At 70.8% G+C, this 20,077-nt stretch carries 18 protein-coding genes; 3 read left to right on the top strand and 15 right to left on the bottom strand.

Annotated elements, in window-relative coordinates:
- Positions 1 to 22: 22 nt before the first annotated feature.
- The 3 genes from KME78_RS51340 to KME78_RS51330 are packed head-to-tail and all read right to left on the bottom strand — an operon-like array spanning position 23 to position 4,498.
- Positions 23 to 1,735 (bottom strand): ABC transporter ATP-binding protein, encoded by a 1,713-nt coding sequence (locus KME78_RS51340; RefSeq protein ID WP_219537321.1) that lies wholly within the window; start codon positions 1,733 to 1,735, stop codon positions 23 to 25.
- A complete protein-coding gene (locus KME78_RS51335) occupies positions 1,732 to 3,618 on the bottom strand; it encodes an ABC transporter ATP-binding protein (protein ID WP_308127443.1) in 1,887 nt (628 codons plus the stop codon). Before KME78_RS51335 ends, KME78_RS51340 begins: the two co-directional genes overlap by 4 nt.
- Positions 3,602 to 4,498 (bottom strand): alpha/beta hydrolase, encoded by an 897-nt coding sequence (locus KME78_RS51330; RefSeq protein WP_219537320.1) that lies wholly within the window; start codon positions 4,496 to 4,498, stop codon positions 3,602 to 3,604. The genes KME78_RS51335 and KME78_RS51330 overlap by 17 nt, the downstream gene beginning before the upstream one ends.
- Between KME78_RS51330 and KME78_RS51325 the strand changes: the two genes are divergently transcribed.
- Complete coding sequence (locus KME78_RS51325) at positions 4,497 to 4,661, top strand: hypothetical protein (protein WP_219537319.1); 165 nt, start codon at positions 4,497 to 4,499, stop codon at positions 4,659 to 4,661. The genes KME78_RS51330 and KME78_RS51325 overlap by 2 nt on opposite strands.
- A gap of 148 nt (positions 4,662 to 4,809) precedes the next feature.
- Complete coding sequence (locus KME78_RS51320) at positions 4,810 to 5,286, top strand: hypothetical protein (protein ID WP_219537318.1); 477 nt, start codon at positions 4,810 to 4,812, stop codon at positions 5,284 to 5,286.
- Positions 5,287 to 5,334: 48 nt separating this feature from the next.
- Here KME78_RS51320 and KME78_RS51315 read toward each other — a convergent pair whose 3' ends face one another.
- From KME78_RS51315 to KME78_RS51290, 6 genes are all read right to left on the bottom strand, one after another.
- Positions 5,335 to 6,201, bottom strand: coding sequence for a sugar phosphate isomerase/epimerase family protein (locus KME78_RS51315; RefSeq protein WP_219537317.1), 867 nt, complete (start codon positions 6,199 to 6,201; stop codon positions 5,335 to 5,337).
- A gap of 1 nt (position 6,202) precedes the next feature.
- Positions 6,203 to 7,000, bottom strand: coding sequence for an ATP-binding cassette domain-containing protein (locus KME78_RS51310; RefSeq protein WP_219537316.1), 798 nt, complete (start codon positions 6,998 to 7,000; stop codon positions 6,203 to 6,205).
- Positions 7,001 to 7,002: 2 nt separating this feature from the next.
- The gene (locus tag KME78_RS51305; protein WP_219537315.1) at positions 7,003 to 8,055 is read right to left on the bottom strand and encodes an ABC transporter permease; all 1,053 of its coding nucleotides are present in this window, start codon (positions 8,053 to 8,055) and stop codon (positions 7,003 to 7,005) included.
- 19 nt (positions 8,056 to 8,074) lie between these two features.
- Positions 8,075 to 9,190, bottom strand: coding sequence for a sugar ABC transporter substrate-binding protein (locus tag KME78_RS51300; RefSeq protein ID WP_219537314.1), 1,116 nt, complete (start codon positions 9,188 to 9,190; stop codon positions 8,075 to 8,077).
- 203 nt (positions 9,191 to 9,393) lie between these two features.
- Positions 9,394 to 10,386: a sugar phosphate isomerase/epimerase family protein gene (locus tag KME78_RS51295; protein ID WP_219537313.1), complete on the bottom strand. Its 993-nt coding sequence runs from the start codon at positions 10,384 to 10,386 to the stop codon at positions 9,394 to 9,396.
- Positions 10,383 to 11,579 carry a Gfo/Idh/MocA family protein gene (locus KME78_RS51290; RefSeq protein ID WP_219537312.1) on the bottom strand — a complete coding sequence of 399 codons (1,197 nt, stop codon included), beginning with the start codon at positions 11,577 to 11,579 and terminating at the stop codon, positions 10,383 to 10,385. Before KME78_RS51290 ends, KME78_RS51295 begins: the two co-directional genes overlap by 4 nt.
- A 169-nt stretch (positions 11,580 to 11,748) precedes the next feature.
- Here KME78_RS51290 and KME78_RS51285 point away from each other — a divergent pair, with 169 nt between their 5' ends.
- Positions 11,749 to 12,762 carry a LacI family DNA-binding transcriptional regulator gene (locus tag KME78_RS51285; RefSeq protein ID WP_219537311.1) on the top strand — a complete coding sequence of 338 codons (1,014 nt, stop codon included), beginning with the start codon at positions 11,749 to 11,751 and terminating at the stop codon, positions 12,760 to 12,762.
- A 47-nt stretch (positions 12,763 to 12,809) separates the two neighbouring features.
- Here KME78_RS51285 and KME78_RS51280 read toward each other — a convergent pair whose 3' ends face one another.
- The 6 genes from KME78_RS51280 to KME78_RS51255 all read right to left on the bottom strand — a co-directional run bounded on the left by KME78_RS51280 (position 12,810) and on the right by KME78_RS51255 (position 20,077).
- A complete protein-coding gene (locus KME78_RS51280; protein ID WP_219537310.1) occupies positions 12,810 to 14,303 on the bottom strand; it encodes a CoA-acylating methylmalonate-semialdehyde dehydrogenase in 1,494 nt (497 codons plus the stop codon).
- Positions 14,300 to 16,312, bottom strand: coding sequence for a 3D-(3,5/4)-trihydroxycyclohexane-1,2-dione acylhydrolase (decyclizing) (iolD, locus tag KME78_RS51275; protein WP_219537309.1), 2,013 nt, complete (start codon positions 16,310 to 16,312; stop codon positions 14,300 to 14,302). The genes KME78_RS51280 and iolD overlap by 4 nt, the downstream gene beginning before the upstream one ends.
- The gene (gene iolB / locus KME78_RS51270) at positions 16,309 to 17,184 is read right to left on the bottom strand and encodes a 5-deoxy-glucuronate isomerase (protein WP_219537308.1); all 876 of its coding nucleotides are present in this window, start codon (positions 17,182 to 17,184) and stop codon (positions 16,309 to 16,311) included. Before iolB ends, iolD begins: the two co-directional genes overlap by 4 nt.
- Complete coding sequence (locus tag KME78_RS51265) at positions 17,181 to 18,083, bottom strand: Cgl0159 family (beta/alpha)8-fold protein (RefSeq protein ID WP_219537307.1); 903 nt, start codon at positions 18,081 to 18,083, stop codon at positions 17,181 to 17,183. Before KME78_RS51265 ends, iolB begins: the two co-directional genes overlap by 4 nt.
- Positions 18,080 to 19,054: a 5-dehydro-2-deoxygluconokinase gene (gene iolC, locus KME78_RS51260; protein ID WP_219537306.1), complete on the bottom strand. Its 975-nt coding sequence runs from the start codon at positions 19,052 to 19,054 to the stop codon at positions 18,080 to 18,082. Before iolC ends, KME78_RS51265 begins: the two co-directional genes overlap by 4 nt.
- 159 nt (positions 19,055 to 19,213) lie before the next feature.
- Positions 19,214 to 20,077 carry an SDR family oxidoreductase gene (locus KME78_RS51255; RefSeq protein WP_219537305.1) on the bottom strand — a complete coding sequence of 288 codons (864 nt, stop codon included), beginning with the start codon at positions 20,075 to 20,077 and terminating at the stop codon, positions 19,214 to 19,216.

Here is a 20,077-nt window from a genome sequence, read left to right as displayed (position 1 = left end):
CAGAAGCGGCCTGCCGACTCGTTCATTTCGCTGCCGGCGCCATGGAAATCTCCCAGAAAGCGGCGTAGCGGCCGCCGCGGCGCAGCAGCTCGTCGTGGCCGCCTTCCTCGACGATCCGGCCCCCGTCCAGAAAGACGACCCGATCGGCGCGTTGGACGGTCCGCATCCGGTGCGCCACCATCACCACCGTCCGGCCCGCCATCAGGCGCTCGATTCCTTCGTGGACCGCCGCCTCGTTCACCGGGTCCAGCGCGGAGGTCACCTCGTCCAGCAGGACGACGGGCGCGTCCTTCAGCAGCGCTCGCGCGATCGAGACACGCTGGCGCTCACCACCCGACAGCAGCGCGCCGCCCTCACCGACGTTCGCCGCCCATCCGCCGGGCAGTCGCTCGATCACCTCGTCCAGCCGCGCCGCGGTCGCCGCCGCCCGCACCTCGGCCTCGCCGGCGTCGGGGCGGCCGAGCCGCACGTTCTCCTCGATCGTGCCGTCGAAGAGATAGACGTCCTGGAAGACGATGGCGAGCCGCGCCATCAACGCCTCGGTGCTGATCGCGCGTACGTCCACACCCCCCAGACGCACCGCGCCCGCGTCCACGTCGTAGAACCGCGCGAGCAACTGCAGCAAGGTGCTCTTTCCGGCACCCGACGGTCCGACGACGGCGAGCCGCTGTCCCGCCGGCACGGACAACGACACGTCGCGCATCACCGTGCGGTCGCCGTGCTGGAAGGCCACGGACTCGAACTCCACGTCATGGCGTACCGGCTGGATCGGTTCGCGAGGTTCCGGCAGCGGGTCGGTGCGCAACACCGTGTCGAGCCTGGCCAGCTCCGAACGCGCGCCGCGCAGTTTGCCACCCATCTCCGCCAGCGACAGCAGCGGATCGGCGCAGCGGGCGGCCAGCACCAGGATCGCCAGCACCTCCGCCGCGCCGAGGCTCCCGCCGAGCGCGAGGTAGGCGCCCAGGACCAGCAGCACGGTGAACATCGCCTGCACCGTGAGCGTCAAGCCCACGACGCCGGGCAGCACCGACAGCGTGGAACGGCGGGAGGCGCGCTGGACCTCACGCAGCGAGTCGTCGAGCAACCCGAAGCGTTCCACGCTCCGGCCGCCGGCGCGCAGCACGGGCTGGGCCTGGAGATATTCGATGACCCGCCCGGTGGCCTCCCGGCCGCGTTCGGCGCTCTCCGCGTCGACGGCGGCCGTCGAGCGTCCCGTCCAGATCTGGATCGCCGCCACGATCGGGGCGGCGACCAACGCGGCCAGCCCCAACCGCCCATCGAAGGCGAGCATCACGGCAACGATCGTCAGCGGCGTCACGCAAGCGGAGATGAACGGTGCCAGCAGGTGCGCGATCACGCTCATCGCCTGCAGGAGACCACGACCGGCCATGACGGACACCTCGCCGACGCGACCGGCGCTGTACCAGCCGATCGGCAATCGGGCCAGGTGATCGCCGAGCCGGTGATACATACCGCGCAACAGCGTGGTCCCGACGCGGAAACCCGACAGATCGCTGACGTAGCGCAGCACCGCGTAGACCGCGACCGCGGCCCCGAACGCGATCAACCAGGGCCGCGCGTCCCCGGGACTGCTCCCGAACAGTGCCCGCAGCACGGGAACCAGCAGTGCGTAGGACAAGCCCTCGACCACCGCGGTCGCCGTCATCAGGGCCACGGTGCGACGCACCGGCTGGGCGTACTGGTGTCCCAGCACGCGCAGCAGCATTCGAATCATCGGGCTTCGTCTCCTTGCGGTACGCCACCATGGGTGTCGATCTCGTCAGCGATCGCCGATCGGTGGGATCGCCAGAACGCGGCGAACCTTCCGTCCCGTGCCAGCAGCTCGGCGGGCCTGCCACGCTCCACGATCGACCCGTTCTCCAGCACCACGACGGTGTCGGCGTCGGCGACCGTCTCCAGGCGATGGGCGATGACCAGAATCGTGCGCTCGCTGCCCAGCGTCGCCAGGGCCCGGCGCACCGCCTGTTCGGTCTGCGGGTCGGCGAAGGAGGTCGCCTCGTCGAGCACCAGTACGGGCGTGGCGGCGAGCAGTGCGCGGGCCAGCGAGATCCGTTGCGCCTCGCCACCCGACAGTCCGGCGTCTTCACCGATCACCGAGTCGTATCCGCGCGGCAGCTCGAGAATTCGATCATGAATATTGGCCAGCCGGGCGGCGCGCACCACGTCATCGAAGTCGGCCTTCGGTACCGCCAGCGCGATGTTGTCCGCGACCGACGCGCGCAGCAGGCGAACGTCCTGGAGCATGAAGGACACGTTCCGGTAGAGCTCCCGGCTGCCGATCTGGCGTAGATCGACACCGCCCAGGACGACCGAACCGTGGGTCGGGTCGAAGAATCGCGGCAACAGCTGAACCAGCGTGGACTTCCCGCTTCCCGACGGCCCGACGATCGCGGTGACCGTCCCCGGTTCGAGCACCAGGTCGATCCCACGCAGCACCTCGTGATCGCCTTCGTAACCGAACCGAACGTCACGCAGTTCCACCCGGTGTCCGTTCGGCGCGACCGGGTGGGCGGGCTCCGGCAGCGGAGGTACGTCGAGCACGTCCCGGATCCGTCCGACCGCGCGCCCGGCGGCCTGCATGTCGTCGAACCCGTGGCCGAGTGCCGCCACCGGAGCGGTCAGGCCCAGCCCCAGCAGCAGGAAGGGCAGCAGGTCGGCCGGGGCCATGGCACCGGCCGTGATCAGTGCCGCGCCGCCGATCAGCACGACCAGCAGCACGAACGGCGGCGACAGCACCAGCTGCATCCCAGCGGCGATCCCGGAGATGCCACGCACCCACCGGTAGAAGATGCCGACGAAATCATCCGCGGCCGTGCGGAACTTACGATGGGCGCGCCCGGATCCGCCGAACGCCTTGACCACCGAGATACCCTGCACGAACTCGACGACGGAGCTCGAAATCCGGCCCATGGCCGCGTCGAACTCCTCCTGCTCGCGCAGCCGGGCCGGCGTCATCATCAGGGGGACCAGCCCCACGGCCAGCGCCACCGGTATCAGGGTGATCAGCGTGAGCCGCCAGTCGACGGTGAACAGGTAGACCAGCGACACCAGCGGCACCACGAACGCGGCGGCGAGGTCGCCGGGGGTGTGGGCGATGAACGGATGCACGGCGCTCACGTCCTCCCCCACCACCTTCGCCAGCTCACCGGTCCGGCGCAGGGAGAACCAGCCGATCGGTACGCGCCCCAGCCGCGCGGCCAGTCGCCGGCGGAACGACAGTTGCACCTGACCGTCGAGCAGGTGTCCGATCCCGGACGACGCGGCCGTGAACAGCAGCCGGACGAACAACCCGGCCGCCCCCGCGATCACGACGAACCAGACATGGTCCTGATCGATCGGGCCGGGCGACAACAGCGCCCGACCTAGTTCGACGACTGCCAGCAGCGGCGCCAGACCCGCGACGGCGCCGATGACCTGCAGGATCATGACGGCGGCGAAGCTCCCGAGATGGGGGCGCAGCAGCCCTGCCATGCTCTGTCCCGCCGTAGACGGGGTGGACGGTCCCCTCAGGTCAGTGGTTGTCATCGCTTTCCCGTCGTCGTCGATCTCGTCCCGGCCGGCCTCGATCGCCTCATTCGCCTCATTCGGCCAGGGCACGGCGCAGGGCTCCGGTGAGTTCGGCGAGCTGCCGCTGTGACACCTCGGCGGACAGGATCGCCTGCGACCCGTGGAAGGTGCCCGGCCATTGGTGCAGCTCGACCGACACACCCGCCTCCAGCAGGCGCATCGCGTAGCCCATGCCTTCGTCGCGGAGCGGGTCGAGCTCCGCGGTGGCGATGTAGGCGGGCGGCAGGCCGGACAGGTCGGTGGCCCGTGCCGGGGCGGCGTACTGCGTGGCAGGCGTGGAGCCCAGATAGTGCCGCCATGTCGCGGCCAGCTTGTCGCGGGTCATCCAGGGCGTGTCGGTGAAGTTCCGTGCCGACCAGGTGTCCTGGCGGTCGTCGAGCTCGGGCTGGTTGAGCAGCTGGAAGCGGATCGGCGGGCCCTGCTCATCGCGCGCCCGCAGCGCCATCGCGGCCGCGAGCCCCGCGCCCGCGCTGTGACCGCCGACCGCGATGCGGGCCGGGTCGATGCCGAGCTCGGCGGCGTACTCGGCCGTCCAGGTCAGTACGGCGTAGGCGTCGTCCAAGGCCGCCGGGAACCGATGCTCGGGAGCCTGGCGGTAGCCCACCGAGATCACCACCGCGCCGGAGCCGTCCGCGAGCCGGGACGCCCACGGGTGCTCGGTGTCCAGGTCGCCCATGACGAATCCGCCGCCGCGCAGCCAGACGATGGCGCCCTGGGCCTGGCGCGGGCGATAGATCCGCACCGCCACGTCCGGATCGGCGGGCACCAACCGGTCCTCGATCTCCATTCCCGCCGTGTCCGCCGCCGGTGCCGCGCCGGCCAGTTCGGCGAGGTTCTTGCGCGCGGCGGCCGGGTCGGTCAGGTCGGCCCGGGGGAACAACGGGAGGAAGGCTTCCAGTTCTGGATCCATGGCGCCCATCCTCACGGTCGGCGCCCCTCCCGATCATCCGCCATCCGTCGTGTGTTCCATCGAAATGGCGCACCGATCGGCGCATGAGACATCACGCCGCCACGCCGAAGAGCGCGTGCTCGACGTGGTCGAGCGCCAGTCGCACGGCACCGAGCGCCACTGACCGGCTGTGGCGGCCGAACCTGACCGTCCGGCAGGTCTGCCCGGCCGTCGGTGGTCACCCACTGTTCGTCCCTAATAACTGGACCGATAACCAAATTTCGGGCATGCTTGTCGAGATCTTTGGTCAAGAGCTACGAAAGGACGATCAGGTGCGAATGCCGGCAAAGGCAGTCCTCCTCACGGCGACACTCTGTCTCAGCGGTGTCGTCGCGATCCCCGCGAACGCCGCCGCGGCGGCGAGCCCGGAGAGCATCTGCGGCTCCGGTTACGCGCGCATCACCGGCGGCACGCAGCCGGTGAAGACCTCGAGCGGCCGCAAGTACGGCACGGTCTACCTGCTCTACAACCGCAGCAACGGTTACAACTGCGTGGTCACGATCAAGTCGAGCTTCGTCGGCACGAGGACGCCCGTCAGCGCCGAGCTCACCATCATGGCCAAGCCGATCAAGGACACGAAGCAGGACCCGATCGTGCGCAGGGAGAAGGGCAACTTCAAGTCCTACGCCGGCCCGGTGAAGTACTGGGCCCAGGGCAGGTGCGTGAAGTTCTGGGGCACGATCAAGCCGCTCGGTCACGACCCGGCCGTCGCCAGTGGTGGCCGTCAGAAGTGGGACAACTGCGGCTGACCCCCCGCCCGGCGAGTACGAGCGCGCGCGGGTTGGTCCACGGGGTGGTCACCAGTCCGCCGTGCGCTTGGCGATCTCCTCGCGCATGAAGACGCTCGACTCGCGGGCGCGTTCCTCCCAGGCGAAGACGCAGACGGTCATGATCGCGTCGGGGACGCGGGCGAAGTCCATGGCGCCGAGGGTGTCGAAGAACTCGTCCCAGTTCACCTCGCCCTGGCCGATGTCGAGGTGCTGGTGGACCCGGGCGGGGTTGCCGGGCGGGTTGGTGATGTAGCGCAGGCCGCTGGAGCCGGTGTGGTCGTAGGAGTCGGCGACGTGCAGGTGGGTGAGCTTGTCGCCGGCGTACCGCATGATCCCGGCGATGTCGCCGCCCATGTGGAAGGTGTGCGGGGCGCAGTACAGGTACGACACGAGCGGCGAGTTGATGCCGCGGACCATGTCGGCGGCGATCTTGCCGTCCTCGACGAAGTCGTCCGGGTGCGGTTCGAGGCGGAGCCGCACGCCCTCGCGCTCGAAGATCGGCAGCAGTTCGTCCATGGACCGCCAGAACTTCGCCTCCGACAGGCTCGCCTGCTCGGGCCGGCCGTTGAACTCGCTGTTCATGACGGTGCAGCCCAGGTCGACGGTGATCTGGATGGCGCGTTTCCAGTAGCGGACGGCGGCCTCGCGCTCGTCCTCGTCGGGGCCGGACCACCGGTAGAGCGGCAGCGTCGAGGCGACCTGCACGCCGGCGGCGTCGAGGGCCCGCTTGAAGGCCCGGACTTTCGCGTCGTCCGCCCGGGGGTGCAGGAAGAACGGCAGGAAATCGTCCCGTGGCGACAGCTCGATGTACGCGTAGCCGAGATCGGCCACGACGCCGGGGAGTTCCAGCAGCGGGACGGACCGCAGCATGTACGGGTCGAGGGCGAGTCTCATGTCAGCTCCCCGCCGATGCTTCCAGCTCGGCGAGTTCGGCCTCGAGGTCCGCCATGGCCTCGCCGCCCGCCATCAGATCCGTGATCTGTTCGCGGGTCCGTTCGCCCTTGTGGAAGTCGTCCGCCTTGCGGCCGTGGATCAGGACCGCGAAGTGGTCGCCGACCATCATGGCGTGCAGGACGTTGTGGGTGACGAAGATGACCGCGACGCCCTTCGCGCGGGCCTGCATGATGATCCTCAGGACGTGCGTGGCCTCCTTGACGCCGAGCGCGGCGGTCGGCTCGTCGAGGATGAGGATGTTCGCGCCGAAGTAGACGGCCCGGGCGATGGCCAGGGCCTGGCGCTCGCCGCCGGAAAGGCTGCCGACGAGCCGTTTGCCGTCGGTCACCCGGGTGATGCCGAGGGACTGCATCTCCCGGACGGCGATCTCACCGGCCAGGCGCTTGTCGAAGCGTTTGAAGGGGCCCCAGCCCTTGGTGGGCTCGACGCCCACGAAGAAGGACCGGCCGACGCTCATGAGCTGGAAGGTGCCGCCGAACTGGTGGACCGTGGCGATCCCGTACGCGCTCACGTCGCGCGGGCTCTTGAAGACGACGGGCTGCCCGTCCACCTCGATGGTGCCGCACGTGGGGGCGTGGAAGCCGGACAGGATCTTGATCAGCGTGGACTTGCCGGCGCCGTTGTCGCCGAGCAGGCACAGCACCTGTCCCGCGTGCACCTCCAGGGAGATGTCCGCCAGCGCGTTCGTGCCGACGAACGACTTGCCCACGTCGGTGAGGCGAAGGAGTGGCTGGGTCATGATCAGGCCTTCTTTCCGGTACGCGGCGCGTACGACAGCGCCAGCCGGCGGAACGTGTTGTTCATGAGAACGGCGGAGAGGATGAGGACGCCGAGGATGAAGCTCGCCCAGTCGGAGTTCCATCCGGTGTAGTAGATGCCCTGGTTGACGATCGCGAAGGTGAGTGTGCCGAAGACGACCCCGACGACGGATCCGTAGCCGCCGGTCAACAGGACGCCCCCGACGACCACCGCGATGATGGAGTTGAAGACGAACGACTGCCCGTTGGCGACCTGGGCGCCGTTGTAGAGGATGGTCTGGATCACGCCGACCAGGGCGGCGCCGAACCCGCTCCCGGTGTACAGCGCGATCTTGAGCCGGTTGGTCGGGATGCCGGCCGCGCGGGCGCTCTCCTTGTCGCCGCCCACGGCGAGGATCCAGTTGCCGTACTTGGTCATCTGGAGCATCCACCCGACGCCGAGCGCGACCACGATCCACCACAGGATCGCCACCTCGAACTGGCCCGCGATGAGGGTGCCGAAGACCGCCTTCGACGCTGGGTCCGGGTTGAGGGCGACGCTGGTCGTACCGGTGATCACGCGGGACAGTCCGAGGGTCAGCCCGGCCATCCCGAACAGGGTCGCCAGGGTGACGACGAACGACGGCACGTTGGTCCGCGTCACGATGAGCCCGTTGAGCGCGCCTGCCGTCACCCCGACGCCGAGGGCGAGCGCGATGCCGACGATCATCGGGGCGCCCCAGTAGCCCGAGACGATGGCCAGGGTCATCGAGCTCGCCGCGAGCACGGAGCCGACCGACAGGTCGAGCTCGCCGGCGATCATGAGCAGGCCGACCGGGAGGGCGATGATGCCGAGTTCGGCGGCGACGTTGAGCCAGGCCGCGGTGCCGGCGGCGGCGAGGAAGTGGGCGCCGCCGAAGATGGCGAAGAAGACGAAGACGCCCAAGGTTCCGATGAGGGCGCCGGCCTCCGGCCGGTACGTCAGATTGCGCAGGGAACGTCCCGACGACGTCCCGGCCGCTGCCGGGCGGGCCGTGCCGGAGATCTGGACGGTCATTGCTCTTTCACCTCAAAGATCAGCGGACGCCGGCTTGGACACCGGAGATCGCGGCGTCGACGTTGGCGGCGTTGATGATGGCGGGTCCGGTCAGCAGCGTGTTCTGCGCGACGAGCAGCCCGTAGGCGTTGTAGGCGTAGGCCTGTGACACGGCGAGGTAGCCCTGCAGGTAGGGCTGCTGGTCGATGCAGAAGAGCTGCTTGCCGGCCTTGATCCGGTTGAGCTGGGCCTCGTTCATGTCGAACGTGCCGAGCTTGATCTTGGCTCCGGCGCCCGCCTGCTCGATGGCGGCGGCCGAGCTGTCGGCGTCCCCGGTGCTGATGGTGACCACGCCGTCGATGGAGTCGTCCTTGAGCAGGGCCGACTTGATCGCCTGGGTCACGGCCGTCGGGTTGCCGAAGTTGGACGAGGGCAGCGGCAACTGGGTGGACTTGCCGCCGCCGCCGCTCATGCCCTCGGCGACGCCCTTGCACCGGGCCTCGGTGTTCACGGCGCCGGGAAGGGTGTTGACGCACAGGACGTTCTTGGCGCCGTTCTTGGCGAAGAACTCGCCGCCGGCCTTGCCGGCCAGTTGCTCTTCGGAGCCGGTGTAGGTCAGCGCGCCGACGTTCTTCGCCTGCTCGGCGCCACCGGCGTTGAACAGGAAGACCGGGACGCCGCCGCTGGAGGCGGCCTTGAAGGCCTCGTTCTGCGCCTCGGGGACCCAGTCGGCGCCGACGATGGCGGTGGCGCCCTGGCTCTTCGCGCTGAGGATGAGCTTGGCGGCGTCCGGGCCGAGGTTGTCGTAGTTCTGCGGGCCGAGCCAGGTCACGTTGCCGCCGTTGGCCTTGACGACCTTGGCGGCGTCGTCGGCGCCGCGCTTGACCGCGGACCAGAACGGGTCGTCGGACTTGCCGCCGATGACGAAGAGGGACACCTTCCCGCCACCGGATCCGGCGGTGTTCGCGGCGGCGCTGGACGCGCCGGCGGCGGGCTGGCTCGTGGCGCCGGTGGTGGCTTTGCCGCTGGCGCAGGCGGTCAGGACCAGGGCGGCGGCAAGGCCGATCGCCGTCAGCGGGAGGCGGCTGTGGCTCTTGGGGCGGCCGGCGAGACCGGGGAAGCCGGGTGGACGCCGCCTGATGCGGGTGCCTTCCATGGTTGCGGTACTCCTTCGTGTGATGCGCCGGCGTGACAGATGTCTCGGTCGGAGCGCGCGGTATGTCGGGGGGGTATGTCGGATGGCCGATCGCGGGCCTGGGTGCGCGCTCACGCGTTCACAGCGGGTCGCGCCGATTCACGCGAAGCGGTCGGGGACGTGGCCCTGGTGGTGCCGACGCGGATCGCTCGGCGTTCCACGGTCTATCGGCCTGCGGCCTCGAGCAGGGTCTTGGCCGCGGCGGCCAGGCCTTCGAGCTGGTCGAGCTCCTGGTCCTCGTGCTCGATGTTCACGGCCATGTCCGGGTCCACCTTCTCCAGTGCCCCCAGGAACGCGTTCCACCAGGTGACGTCGTGGCCGCGGCCGACGGCGACGAAGTCCCAGGAGGAGTTCTCCGGCCAGCGGGACAGGGTGTACGGCCCGCCGAGGCCGACGGCGCCGGGCTCGTCCGGGTGGACCCGGCCGAATCGGTCGTCGAGGACGCCGTTCACCCGAGCCGCCGGGTTGATCCTGGTGTCCTTGGCCGCGGCGTTGTACACCAGCGAGCCGAGGTGGCCGACCGCCTCCACGGGGTCGATGCCCTGCCAGAACAGGTGGCTGGGGTCCATCTCGGCGCCGACGTGGGTCGCGTCGATCGCCTCGGCGAGCCGCTCCAGCGTCGCCGGGTTGTAGACGACGTTGTGCGGGTGCATCTCGATCGCCACCTTGACGTCGAAGTGGGCCGCCCGCCACTGGACCGTCTTCCAGAACGGGATGGCGACCTCGTTCCACTGGTAGTCCCGTACGTCGAGGTAGGCGCTGTCCCAGGGCAGGACGTTCCAGGCCGGGTTGGTCCCGGTGGCGCTGGCGGCCGGCGTGCCCGACATGGCGACCACGCGCTTGACGCCCAGGAGGGCGGCCAGTTCCAGCGACCGCAGGAGGTCGTTCGCGTGCTTGTCCCGTACGACGGGGTTCGGGTGCAGGGGGTTGCCGTTGCAGTTGAGCGCGGTGAGCGTGATCCCCTGCTCGGCGAAGAGCCCGAGGTAGTCCTGGCGGGCCTGTTCGCTGTCGAAGAGCTCGTCGATCGGAAGGTGCGGCTCCGGGATGAACCCGCCGGAGTTGATCTCCGCGCTGTCCAGGCCCATCCCCTTGAGGATGGCCAGGGCCTCGGGCAGCGGTTTGTCGTGCAGGCAGGCGGTGTAGGCGCCGAGCTTCATCGGTTCTCTTCCTGTGAGATCTTGACTTCGGCGCCGCCGTTGCGGGCCGACTCGGTGATGGCGGCGAGGAGCCGGAGGTTGTGCAGCCCGTGCTCGAAGGAGGGCACCCTGGGCAGCCGGTCGAGCCCGGCCACCTGCTCCAGGAACGCCCGGGCCTGGAAGACGAACAGATCGTTCTGCCCGTATCCGACCCCGGGGAAGTCCATGGGCAGGCCGCCGGTGAGGTAGGGATGGTCCGGGCCGACGGCCACCTGCCGGTAGCCCTTGGTGGGCCCCTCCACCGCGCGGTCCATGTAGCCGAACTCGCCGGCCCGCAGCAGGTCGAAGGTCGCCGCGGCGTTCTCGGCGAACAGCTCGAAGCCGAGGGAGTTGGCCAGGCCGAGCGCGACGCGGGAGGCGGACATGGTCGCCGTGGCCCCTGATTCGAAGGTCGCGGTGAAGGTGACCAGGTCCTCGTTCTCGACCGGCTCGCGCTCGTCGCTCAAGGTCGCCGCGGCGTGCCCGACCGCGGCGCCCAGCGGCAGCGCGCGCTCGGTGACGAACGTCGACAGCGTCGTCCCCCGGACGGACCGGATCGGGCCGCAGAGGAACTCGGCGAGGTCCACGAGGTGGCTGCCGATGTCGGCGAGCGCGCCCGAGCCAGGACCGCCCTTGTACCGCCAGCTCATCGGTCCCGAGGGGTCGGCGCCGTAGTCACACCAGTAGTGGCCGTTGAAGTGGATCGGCCGCCCCGTCGACCCGTCGTCGACCAGCCGCTTGACCGCCGCGATCGCGGGCGAACGGCGGAAGGTGAAGCCGACTCCCGCCTGCGCCTCCGGCCGGGCCCGGGCCGCGGCGACCATGGCCTCGGCGTCCTCGACGGTCGGCGCGAAAGGCTTCTCGCACAGGACGTGCTTGCCCGCCGCCAGGAGTCCCTCGACGACCTCCCGGTGCAGATGATTGGCGACCACCACGCTCACGACATCGATGTCGGGGGCTTCGGCGACGGCCTGCCAGGACGTCTCCGCCCGTGTGTACCCGAACCGGCGCGCGGTCTCCTCCGCGAAGTGCTCGTTCACGTCGGCGATCGCCACCAGCCGCACGTCGGGCAGACCCGGGTCGTACGTCGTCGTGGCGCCGCGATAGCCGGCGGCGTGCGATCTGCCGGCCATCCCGGCACCGATGACGGCGACGCCGATGTGGTCGTTGGGCATGCCAGCTCCTTGGATCATGGGCGTAACTGAATAAGGGCGTCCGCGTCGCGTAAACCGCCCGGCAGCCGGTCTTGGAAACCGGTTTAAAGGAATGCGCCGAGCATGCGACTTGTTACAGGCATATGTCAAGGGTTTGTGCTGACAAACCCTCCGGCATTATGGTGACCGCATGGCCGACCCCACTGCTCCGGCACCGCGCCGCCGGCCCACGATTCTCGATGTCGCCGCCGCCGCGGGCGTCTCCAAAGGCCTGGTCTCCAAGGTGCTCAGCGGCTCGGCGGGACCGAGCGCCGCCACGACCAAGCGCGTCCTGGCCGTCGCCGAGCGCCTGGGATATCGCAAGGACCGGAACGCCACGCTCCTCGCCAAAAAGCGGACGCGGCTCATCGGCGTGACCATCCAGCCCAGCAACGTCTACCAGGGGGAGCTCGCCGAGGAGATCCAGTCGACGGTCGACGCCGCGGGCTACGAGACCGTGCTGGGGGCCATGACCGCCACCCACGACGAGCGGCGCGCCATCGAGACGCTCATCGACTTCCGGTGCGAGGCGCTCCTGCTGCTGGGGCCGACGATGCCCGAGGCCGAGCTGGCCGCGCTCGTCGAGGACGTCCCGACGGTCTGCGTGGGGCGCCCGCTCAACCTGCCGGGCGTGGACGTGGTCCGCGCCGACGACCAGCAGGGCATCTCCGACGTGGTCGATCACCTGGTCGCGCTCGGCCACCGCCGCATCGCGCACGTCGACGGCGGTCCTGGGCCCATCTCCGCCGTCCGGCGGGAGGCCTACCAGGCGGCCGTGCTACGCCACGGGCTCGAGGCCGTCGTCCTGCCCGGAGGGCTCACCGAGCGCCACGGGGCGGAGGCGCTGCGGCACCTCGACTCCGGCGCGGGAGTCACCGCCGTCGTCGCGTTCAACGACCGCACGGCACTGGGGCTGATCGAGGCCCTGGAGAGCGGTGGCCTCAGGGTGCCGGCCGACATGTCGGTGACCGGCTTCGACGACAGCCTCATGGCGCGGCACCCCCGCATGGCCCTCACGACCGTGAGCCAGTTAACGCTGGAGCAGGCCCGGCTCGCCGTCCAGGCGGCCACGGACCGGCTGGACGGCGTACATCAGGAACGCCGCGAGATCCTGCTTCCCACACGTCTCATCGTCCGCGGCAGCACCGGCCTTTCACCGCGATAATCCGCGAATTCGAATTTACCATTTAATGACTTTTCGCAAGGAGCCGATCAGTCGTTCTGCGGGAAACCGAGATTGAGGCCGCCGTGCGAAGGGTCGAGCCAGCGGGAGGTGACGACCTTGCCACGGGTGAAGAAATGCACGCCTTCCGTGCCGTGCGCGTGCGTGTCCCCGAACAGGCTGTTCTTCCAGCCGCCGAAGGAGTAGTGCGACACCGGCACCGGGATCGGCACGTTGATGCCCACCATGCCGACCTCCACCTCGTTCTGGAAGCGCCGGGCCGCCCCGCCGTCGTTGGTGAAGATGGCCGTGCCGTTGCCGTACGGGTTGGCGTTGATGAGGGCCAGGCCCTCGTCGTAGGACTTCACCCGGACGACGGACAGCACCGGGCCGAAGATCTCGTCGCGGTAGATGGACATGCCGGGGGTGACGTCGTCGAACAGGGTGGGCCCGAGCCAGAAGCCGTCCTCGTCGCCGTCGAAGTCGCCGTCCCGGCCGTCGACGACCAGGCTCGCCCCCTCCGCGAGCCCGGCCTCGACGTACCCGGCCACCTTGTCGCGGTGCTGGCCGGTGACCAGCGGGCCCATGTCGCAGCCCCGGGTGCCATCGCCGGTGCGTAGCTTGCGCATCCGGTCCTTGATCTTCTCGACGAGCGCGTCGGCGATGGTGTCGACCGCGACGAGCGCCGAGATCGCCATGCAGCGTTCGCCGGCCGATCCGAAGCCGGCGTTGACGGCGGCGTCGGCGGTGAGATCGAGGTCGGCGTCGGGCAGGACGAGCATGTGGTTCTTGGCGCCGCCGAGGGCCTGCACCCGCTTGCCGTGCGCGGTGCCGGTCTCGTAGACGTACCGGGCGATCGGGGTGGAGCCGACGAACGAGACGGCCCGTACGTCGGGATGGGTGAGCAGCGCGTCCACGGCCTCCTTGTCGCCGTGCACGACGTTCATGACCCCGTCGGGCAAGCCGGCCTCGGTCCACAGGCGGGCCATGGCGACCGCCGCCGAGGGGTCCTTTTCGGAGGGCTTGAGTATCACCGCGTTGCCGCAGGCGATGGCGATCGGGACGAACCACAGCGGCACCATCGCGGGGAAGTTGAACGGCGAGATCACGGCCACGACACCGACCGGCTGCCGGATGGAGTAGACGTCGACCCGGGTGGAGACGTTCTCGCTGAACCCGCCCTTGAGCAGGTGCGGGATGCCGCACGCGAACTCGGCGACCTCCAGCCCCCGGGTGACCTCGCCGAGCGCGTCGTCGAGCACCTTGCCGTGCTCGGCGGTGATCAGCGCGGCGATCTCGTGCTTGCGCGCGTTCAGCAGCTCGCGGAAGGCGAACAGCACCTGGGCGCGCCTGGCCAGCGAGGTGCCGGCCCAGCCGGTCCAGGCCGCCTTGGCCGTGGCGACGGCCTGGCCGACGAGATCGGCGGAGGCCAGGTCGACGCGGCCGGTGCGGGCGCCGGTCGCGGGGTTGTGCACGTCGCCGGCGCGCTCGGAGGTGCCCTCCCAGGGACGGCCGCCTATGAGGTGGGTGATGCGGGTGGTCAACGTCCTGGTCCTTCCGGGTCGCGGGGTGTCGGGGCCACGTGGGGGCCCATGAACGGGCGCTGCGCGGCCTTGTGCGTCGTGTAGCGCTCGTAGGCGCGGCGGGTGGTGCCGAGCTCGCTGACCTGGCTGACCGGGACGTCCCACCAGGACGCGCTGTCCGGGGCGTGCACCATCGGGTCGGTCTCGACGTGGATGACGACGGGGCCGCCGTCCGCCGGGGCTGCCTTGGCGTCCTTGATCGCCTGTTCGAGCTCCTGCCGGTCGCGTACCTCGATGACGGTGGCACCGAAGCTGCGGGCGCTGGCAGCCAGGTCGACCGGCAGCCGGTCGCCCGCCAGCCGGCCGGTGACCGCGTCGCGGAAGCGGTAGCTGGTGCCGAAGCGCTGCGAGCCGAGCTCCTCCGACAGCGAGCCGATGGAGTGGAAGCCGTGGTTCTGGACCAGGACGACGATGATCTTGATGCGTTCCTGGACGGCGGTGACGAGCTCGGTCGGCATCATCAGGTACGAGCCATCGCCGACCATGACGAAGACGTCCCGGCCGGGGTCCGCCAGCCGGACGCCGAGGCCGCCCGGGATCTCGTAGCCCATGCAGGAGTAGCCGTACTCGACGTGGTAGGCCTTGCGGTCGCGTACCCGCCACAGTTTGTGCAGGTCGCCGGGCATGGAGCCGGCCGCGCACACCACCACGTCCGCGGGGTCGGACAGCTCGTTGACGCGGCCGAGCACGGTGCCCTGGGTGAGCACGCCGTCGGCGAGCGCGCCGGTGACCTCCGGGGGCGGGTTGTAGGCCGCCTCCACCTTGGCGTCCCACTCGCGCCACAGCCGGGCCTGCCGTTCCCGGTAGGCCGGGTCCACCTGGTGGCCGGCCAGCGCCCGGGTGAGCGCGGTCAGGGCCTCGCGGGCGTCGGCCACGACCGACAGGCCGGCCAGCTTGCCGGCATCGAAGCGCGCGACGTTGAGGTTGACGAAGCGCACGCCCGGATCCTGGAAGGCGGTGCGGGAGGCGGTGGTGAAATCGCTGTAGCGGGTGCCGATCCCGATCACCAGGTCGGCCTCCCCCGCCAGCGCGTTGGCGGCGGTGGTGCCCGTCGAGCCGACGGCGCCCATCGCCTGCGGGTGGCCGTGCGGCAGCGCGCCCTTGCCGGCCTGACTCTCGCCCACCGGGATGCCGGTCGCCTCGCAGAACGCGCGCAGGGCCTCCTCGGCGCCGGAGTAGTGCACCCCGCCGCCCGCCACGACGAACGGCCGCCGGGCCGCCGAGATCAGCGCCGCGGCCTCGGCGATGTCGGCGGCCTCCGGCAGCGGCCGGCCCACCCGCCAGACCCGGGGGGCGAAGAGCTCCACCGGCCAGTCGAACGCCTCCGCCTGCACGTCCTGCGGCAGCACGATCGTCACCGCCCCCGTCTCCACCGGGTCGGTCAGCACCCGCATGGCGCCGAGCAGCGCCGAGGGCAGTTGCTCGGGCCGGTTGACCCGGTCGAAGAAGCGCGACAGCGGGCGGAAGGCGTCGTTGACGGTGACGTCCGCCGCGTACGGCGCCTCCAGCTCCTGCAGCACCGGCCCCGCCACCCGCGTCGCGAACGTGCCCGAGGGCAGCAGCAGCACCGGCAGCCGGTTGATGGTGGCCAGCGCCGCCCCGGTGAGCATGTTGGTCGAGCCGGGGCCGACGGACGCCGTGCAGACCCAGGTCTGGAGGCGATCCTTCTGGCGGGCGTAGGCCACGGCCGTGTGCACCATCGCCTGCTCGTTGCGGGCCAGCACGTACGGCAGGCGGTCCGGGTGGTCGCCGGCGAGGCGGTCCGGGTCATCGTCGGCGAGGCGGCTCGTGGGGTCGTCGGCGAGCTCGTCCTGCAGCAGCGCCTGGCCGAGCCCGGCGACGTTGCCGTGGCCGAAGATGCCGAAGCACCCGGCGAACAGCTTCTGCCGCCGCCCGTCGCGCTCGCTCCACTGGACGGCCAGGAAGCGCACGACGGCCTGGCTGACGGTCAGGCGGATCGTGCCGGTCATCGGAGTCCTCCTCGGATCCAGGCGTGGGCGGGGTCGTCGCAGATGAGCCAGGCCCGGGTGGCGCCGGGGCCGGCCATCACGTTGAGGTAGTACAGGTCGTAGCCGGGCGGGGCCATCGCGGGGCCGTGCCATCCGTACGGGACGAGGACGACGTCGCCGGTACGGACCTCGGCCAGGACGTCGATGGGGCGTTCGGCGGTGCCGTACACGCGCTGGTAGCCGACGGGGTCCGCGCCGCCGGGGGCGTCCGGCCGGGCCTGGACCTCGAAGTAGTAGATCTCCTCCAGCTCGGTCTCCAGGCCGGCGCGCTCCTCGTCGTGCTTGTGCGGCGGGTAGGAGCTCCAGTTGCCGGCGGGCGTGATCACCTCGCAGGCGATGATCGAGTCGGCGTCGAGCACCTGCGGGATCCCGAAGTTACGCACCTGGCGCGCGGCCGGGCCGGCGCCGCGGTGCTCGACGGGGACGTCGGCCGCGGCCAGGTGCCGGAACGGCAGCGGTTCGGTCAGTTTGGCGGCCTTCGCCCCGCAGAGCGCGATCTTCGCCGGACGCTCGCCGGCGGTCACCGTGAGGGCGGCGCCTCTGGGAACGTAGGCGACGTCGGTGGGCCCGGCGAACACGCTCTCGCGTCCGGCCAGCGGGGCCTTGTGGTGCTGTCCCGCGTGGTCGGCGACCGTGACGTCAACGCCGCCCCGCAAGGGCACCACGATGACCTCGCTGTCCCCGGTGTCCAGCTCCACCCGCTCGAACGGCGCCAGTGCGGCCACGCGCAGGCTCGTGTGGGCCCATCCGGGCACGGCGTCGGTGATCGACACCTGGAAGGGCCCGTCGGCGGCCGTGCCGTACGTCCGGACCCAGCGTTCGTTGTCGTTCATGACCCGTCTCCGTGTACGAGCCCCGCGGCGAGGTCCACCGCCGCGGCCACGTCACCGTCGGGCGGGAACAGCAGCGCCCTTCCCACGACCAGTCCCCGCACGGCGGGCAGCCGCAGGGCTCTCCCCCACCGGGCGTAGGTCTCGTCGGGGTGGCCACCGGGGTCGCCGCCCAGCAGCAGGGTCGGCAGGGTCGTGGCGTCCATGACCCGCTCCAGCTCCTCGACCACGGGCAGCTTCAGCCAGGTGTGCCGGCTGGTGGCGCCGAGCCCGGCGGCGATGTGGACGGAGGTGATGGTCGAGTCGGGGTCGAGCAGGTTGTGCACCCTGCCCTCGCGGCGGACCGACAGGAACGGCTCCACCATTGCCATGACGCCGTGCGCGCCCAGCGCGGTGACCGCCCGGCCACTGGCCTCCAGCGTGGCGGCCGTGCCGGGGTCGTCGAGGCAGATCCGGGTGAGCATCTTGCCGCCTTCCAGGCCGCGGGCGACGATCTCCCCCGCGGTGTAGGCGGTGAAGCGGTCGTCCAGCTCGAAGACCGCGCCCTGCAGGCCGCCCCGGTTCATCGAGCCGATCGCGACCTTGTCCTCCAGCGCCCCCAGCAGCAGCAGGTCGTCCAGGATGTCGGGGGTGCCGAGCACGCCGTCGACACCGGGGCGCGCCAGCGCCGTCGTCAGGCGTTCCAGCAGGTCGCTGCGCGAGGCCATCGCCCTGGCGTCCCCGCGTACGCCGAGCGCGCCGCGGGCCGGGTGGTCGGCGGCCACGATGAGCAGCCTGCCGTCCGCGCCCACCAGGTCGCGCCGCCGGCGGGCGGCCCAGCCGGCGGCGATCCGGTGCGGCTCGCGTACCCGGATCTCGGTCAGGTCGGCGATGCCGGGGCGACTCGGCGTCCGGGTCGTCATCGTGCGTCCTCTCCACTGTTCGGCATGGCGCCCTTGAGCAGTACCGTCTCGACCTCGGCCGCCGTCGGCATCGCGTCGGCGCATTCAAGCCGGCCGGCGACGATGGCGCCTGCCACGTTCGCGAAGCGCAGGATGCGGGTCAGGTCCCAGCCGGACAGCAGGCCGTGGACGAGCGCGCCGCCGAAAGCGTCGCCGGCGCCGAGCCCGTTGACGACCGTCACCGGGAACGGCGGCACCTCGACGCGCTCGTCCGCGGTCGCGGCGAGCACCCCCTTGGGTCCCTGCTTCACGATCGCCAGCTCCACGCCCCGCTCCAGCAGGGCGTCCGCCGCCCGCCGCGGGTCGGCCTCCCCGACCGCGACCTCGCACTCCTCCCGGTTGCCGACCGCCACCGTGACGTGCTCCAGGGCCTGGCTCACCTGCGCGCTCGCCTCACCCGGGTCCGGCCAGAACATCGGCCGGTAGTCGAGATCGAGCACGGTGTGCGCGCGGCGGCCACGGGCCCGCCAGGCGGCGAAGTGCGCCGAGCGCGACGGCTCCTGCGACAGCCCCGTGATGGTGGCCCAGAAGACCCCGGCCTCGCGTACGGCGTCGAACGGAACCTCCTCCGGCTCGATCAGCAGGTCGGGCGCGATCGGATAGCGGTAGAAGTACAGCGGGAAATGGTCCGGGGGGAAGATCTCGCAGAACGTCACCGGGGTCGGCGGCCCGTCGACCTCACCGGCGAAGGCGTCGTCGACGCCGAAGCCGCGCAGCGCCCGCCGGACGAAGCGGCCGAACGGGTCGCGCCCGGTCCGCGTGACGATCGCCGCGCGGCGCCCGTGCCGGGCCGCGGCCACCGCGACGTTGGTCGCGCTGCCGCCGAGGAACTTGGCGAACCGCTCCACGTCCTCCAGGCCGACGCCGTGGTCGAGCGGGTAGATGTCCACCCCGCACCGGCCCATGGACACCAGGTCGTATGACTGCGCCATCGCTGCTGCTCGATCCCTTCGATCTCGGAAAGCGGTACGGGCCTCAACGGATCGCCCGGCTCCGCCCCAGGTCAAGATGGTCGGCGATGATATGCAGCCTGCCTTGCCGATGCAGCCGACGTCAAGACTTTGTCCTGACATCTTAGCGTAACGTCATATTTATGGGAGGAAGGCCGCGGCGTGGTCGCGGGCGAAGTCGGCGAGGTCGCGCGGGGGGTGGCCGAGAAGGTCGGCGACCGTGTCGGTGGTGAGGTCGCCCCAGCCGGAGGCGTACGCCCGCGCGTACTCCTCGAGCATGTCGGCGATCCAGGCCGGGACGCCGTGGCCGAGCAGCGTCTCGCGCTTGGCGTCATCACTGACCGGCAGGTACGTGATGGATCTGCCGAGAGCCAGACTCAGCTGGCGGGCGACCTCGTCGAAGGTCAGCGAGCGAGGCCCGGTGAGGGTGTACGTCCGGCCGTGGTGGCGGTCCGGGTCGTCGAGGAGCACGCGGGCGGCGCACTCGGCGATGTCGCGGACGTCGATCATGCCGATCCGCGCCGCGGCCAGGTTGAGCGAGAACGTGCCGGTGGTGGCGATGTCGCCCGCCTCGTTCAGCAGGTTCTGCATGAACCAGTGGGGGCGCAGGATCGTCCAGCGCATGCCGCACCGTTCGGTCTCCCGGTCGGACAGCGCGTGCAGTCTGCCGCTGCGGTTCGGCGCGTCGTGTGCCGCGCCGACGACGGACAGGCGCACGATGCGCTCCACACCGGCCTGCCGTGCGGCCCATACGGCGTTCATGTTGTGCTCCGGAGCGCGCGGGCCGTTCGGGGTGAGCAGCCACACGTCCCGCACCCCCTTGAAGGCGGGCGGCAGCGACCGGGCGTCATCGAGGTCACCGACGAAGACCTCGGCGCGGAGGCCGTCCGCTCTGGACTCTTCGCGAACGAGAGCGCGGAGGTCCACGTCGGCTCCGTCCAGAGCCTTCATCAGTGCGGTGGACACGGTTCCGGTGGCTCCGGTGATCAGCACGGTGCGTGACAT

The sequence above is a fragment of the Nonomuraea guangzhouensis genome (assembly GCF_019396345.1).
Taxonomy (GTDB): Bacteria; Actinomycetota; Actinomycetes; order Streptosporangiales; family Streptosporangiaceae; genus Nonomuraea; species Nonomuraea guangzhouensis.
This window is presented reverse-complemented; position numbering and strand designations above follow the sequence as displayed.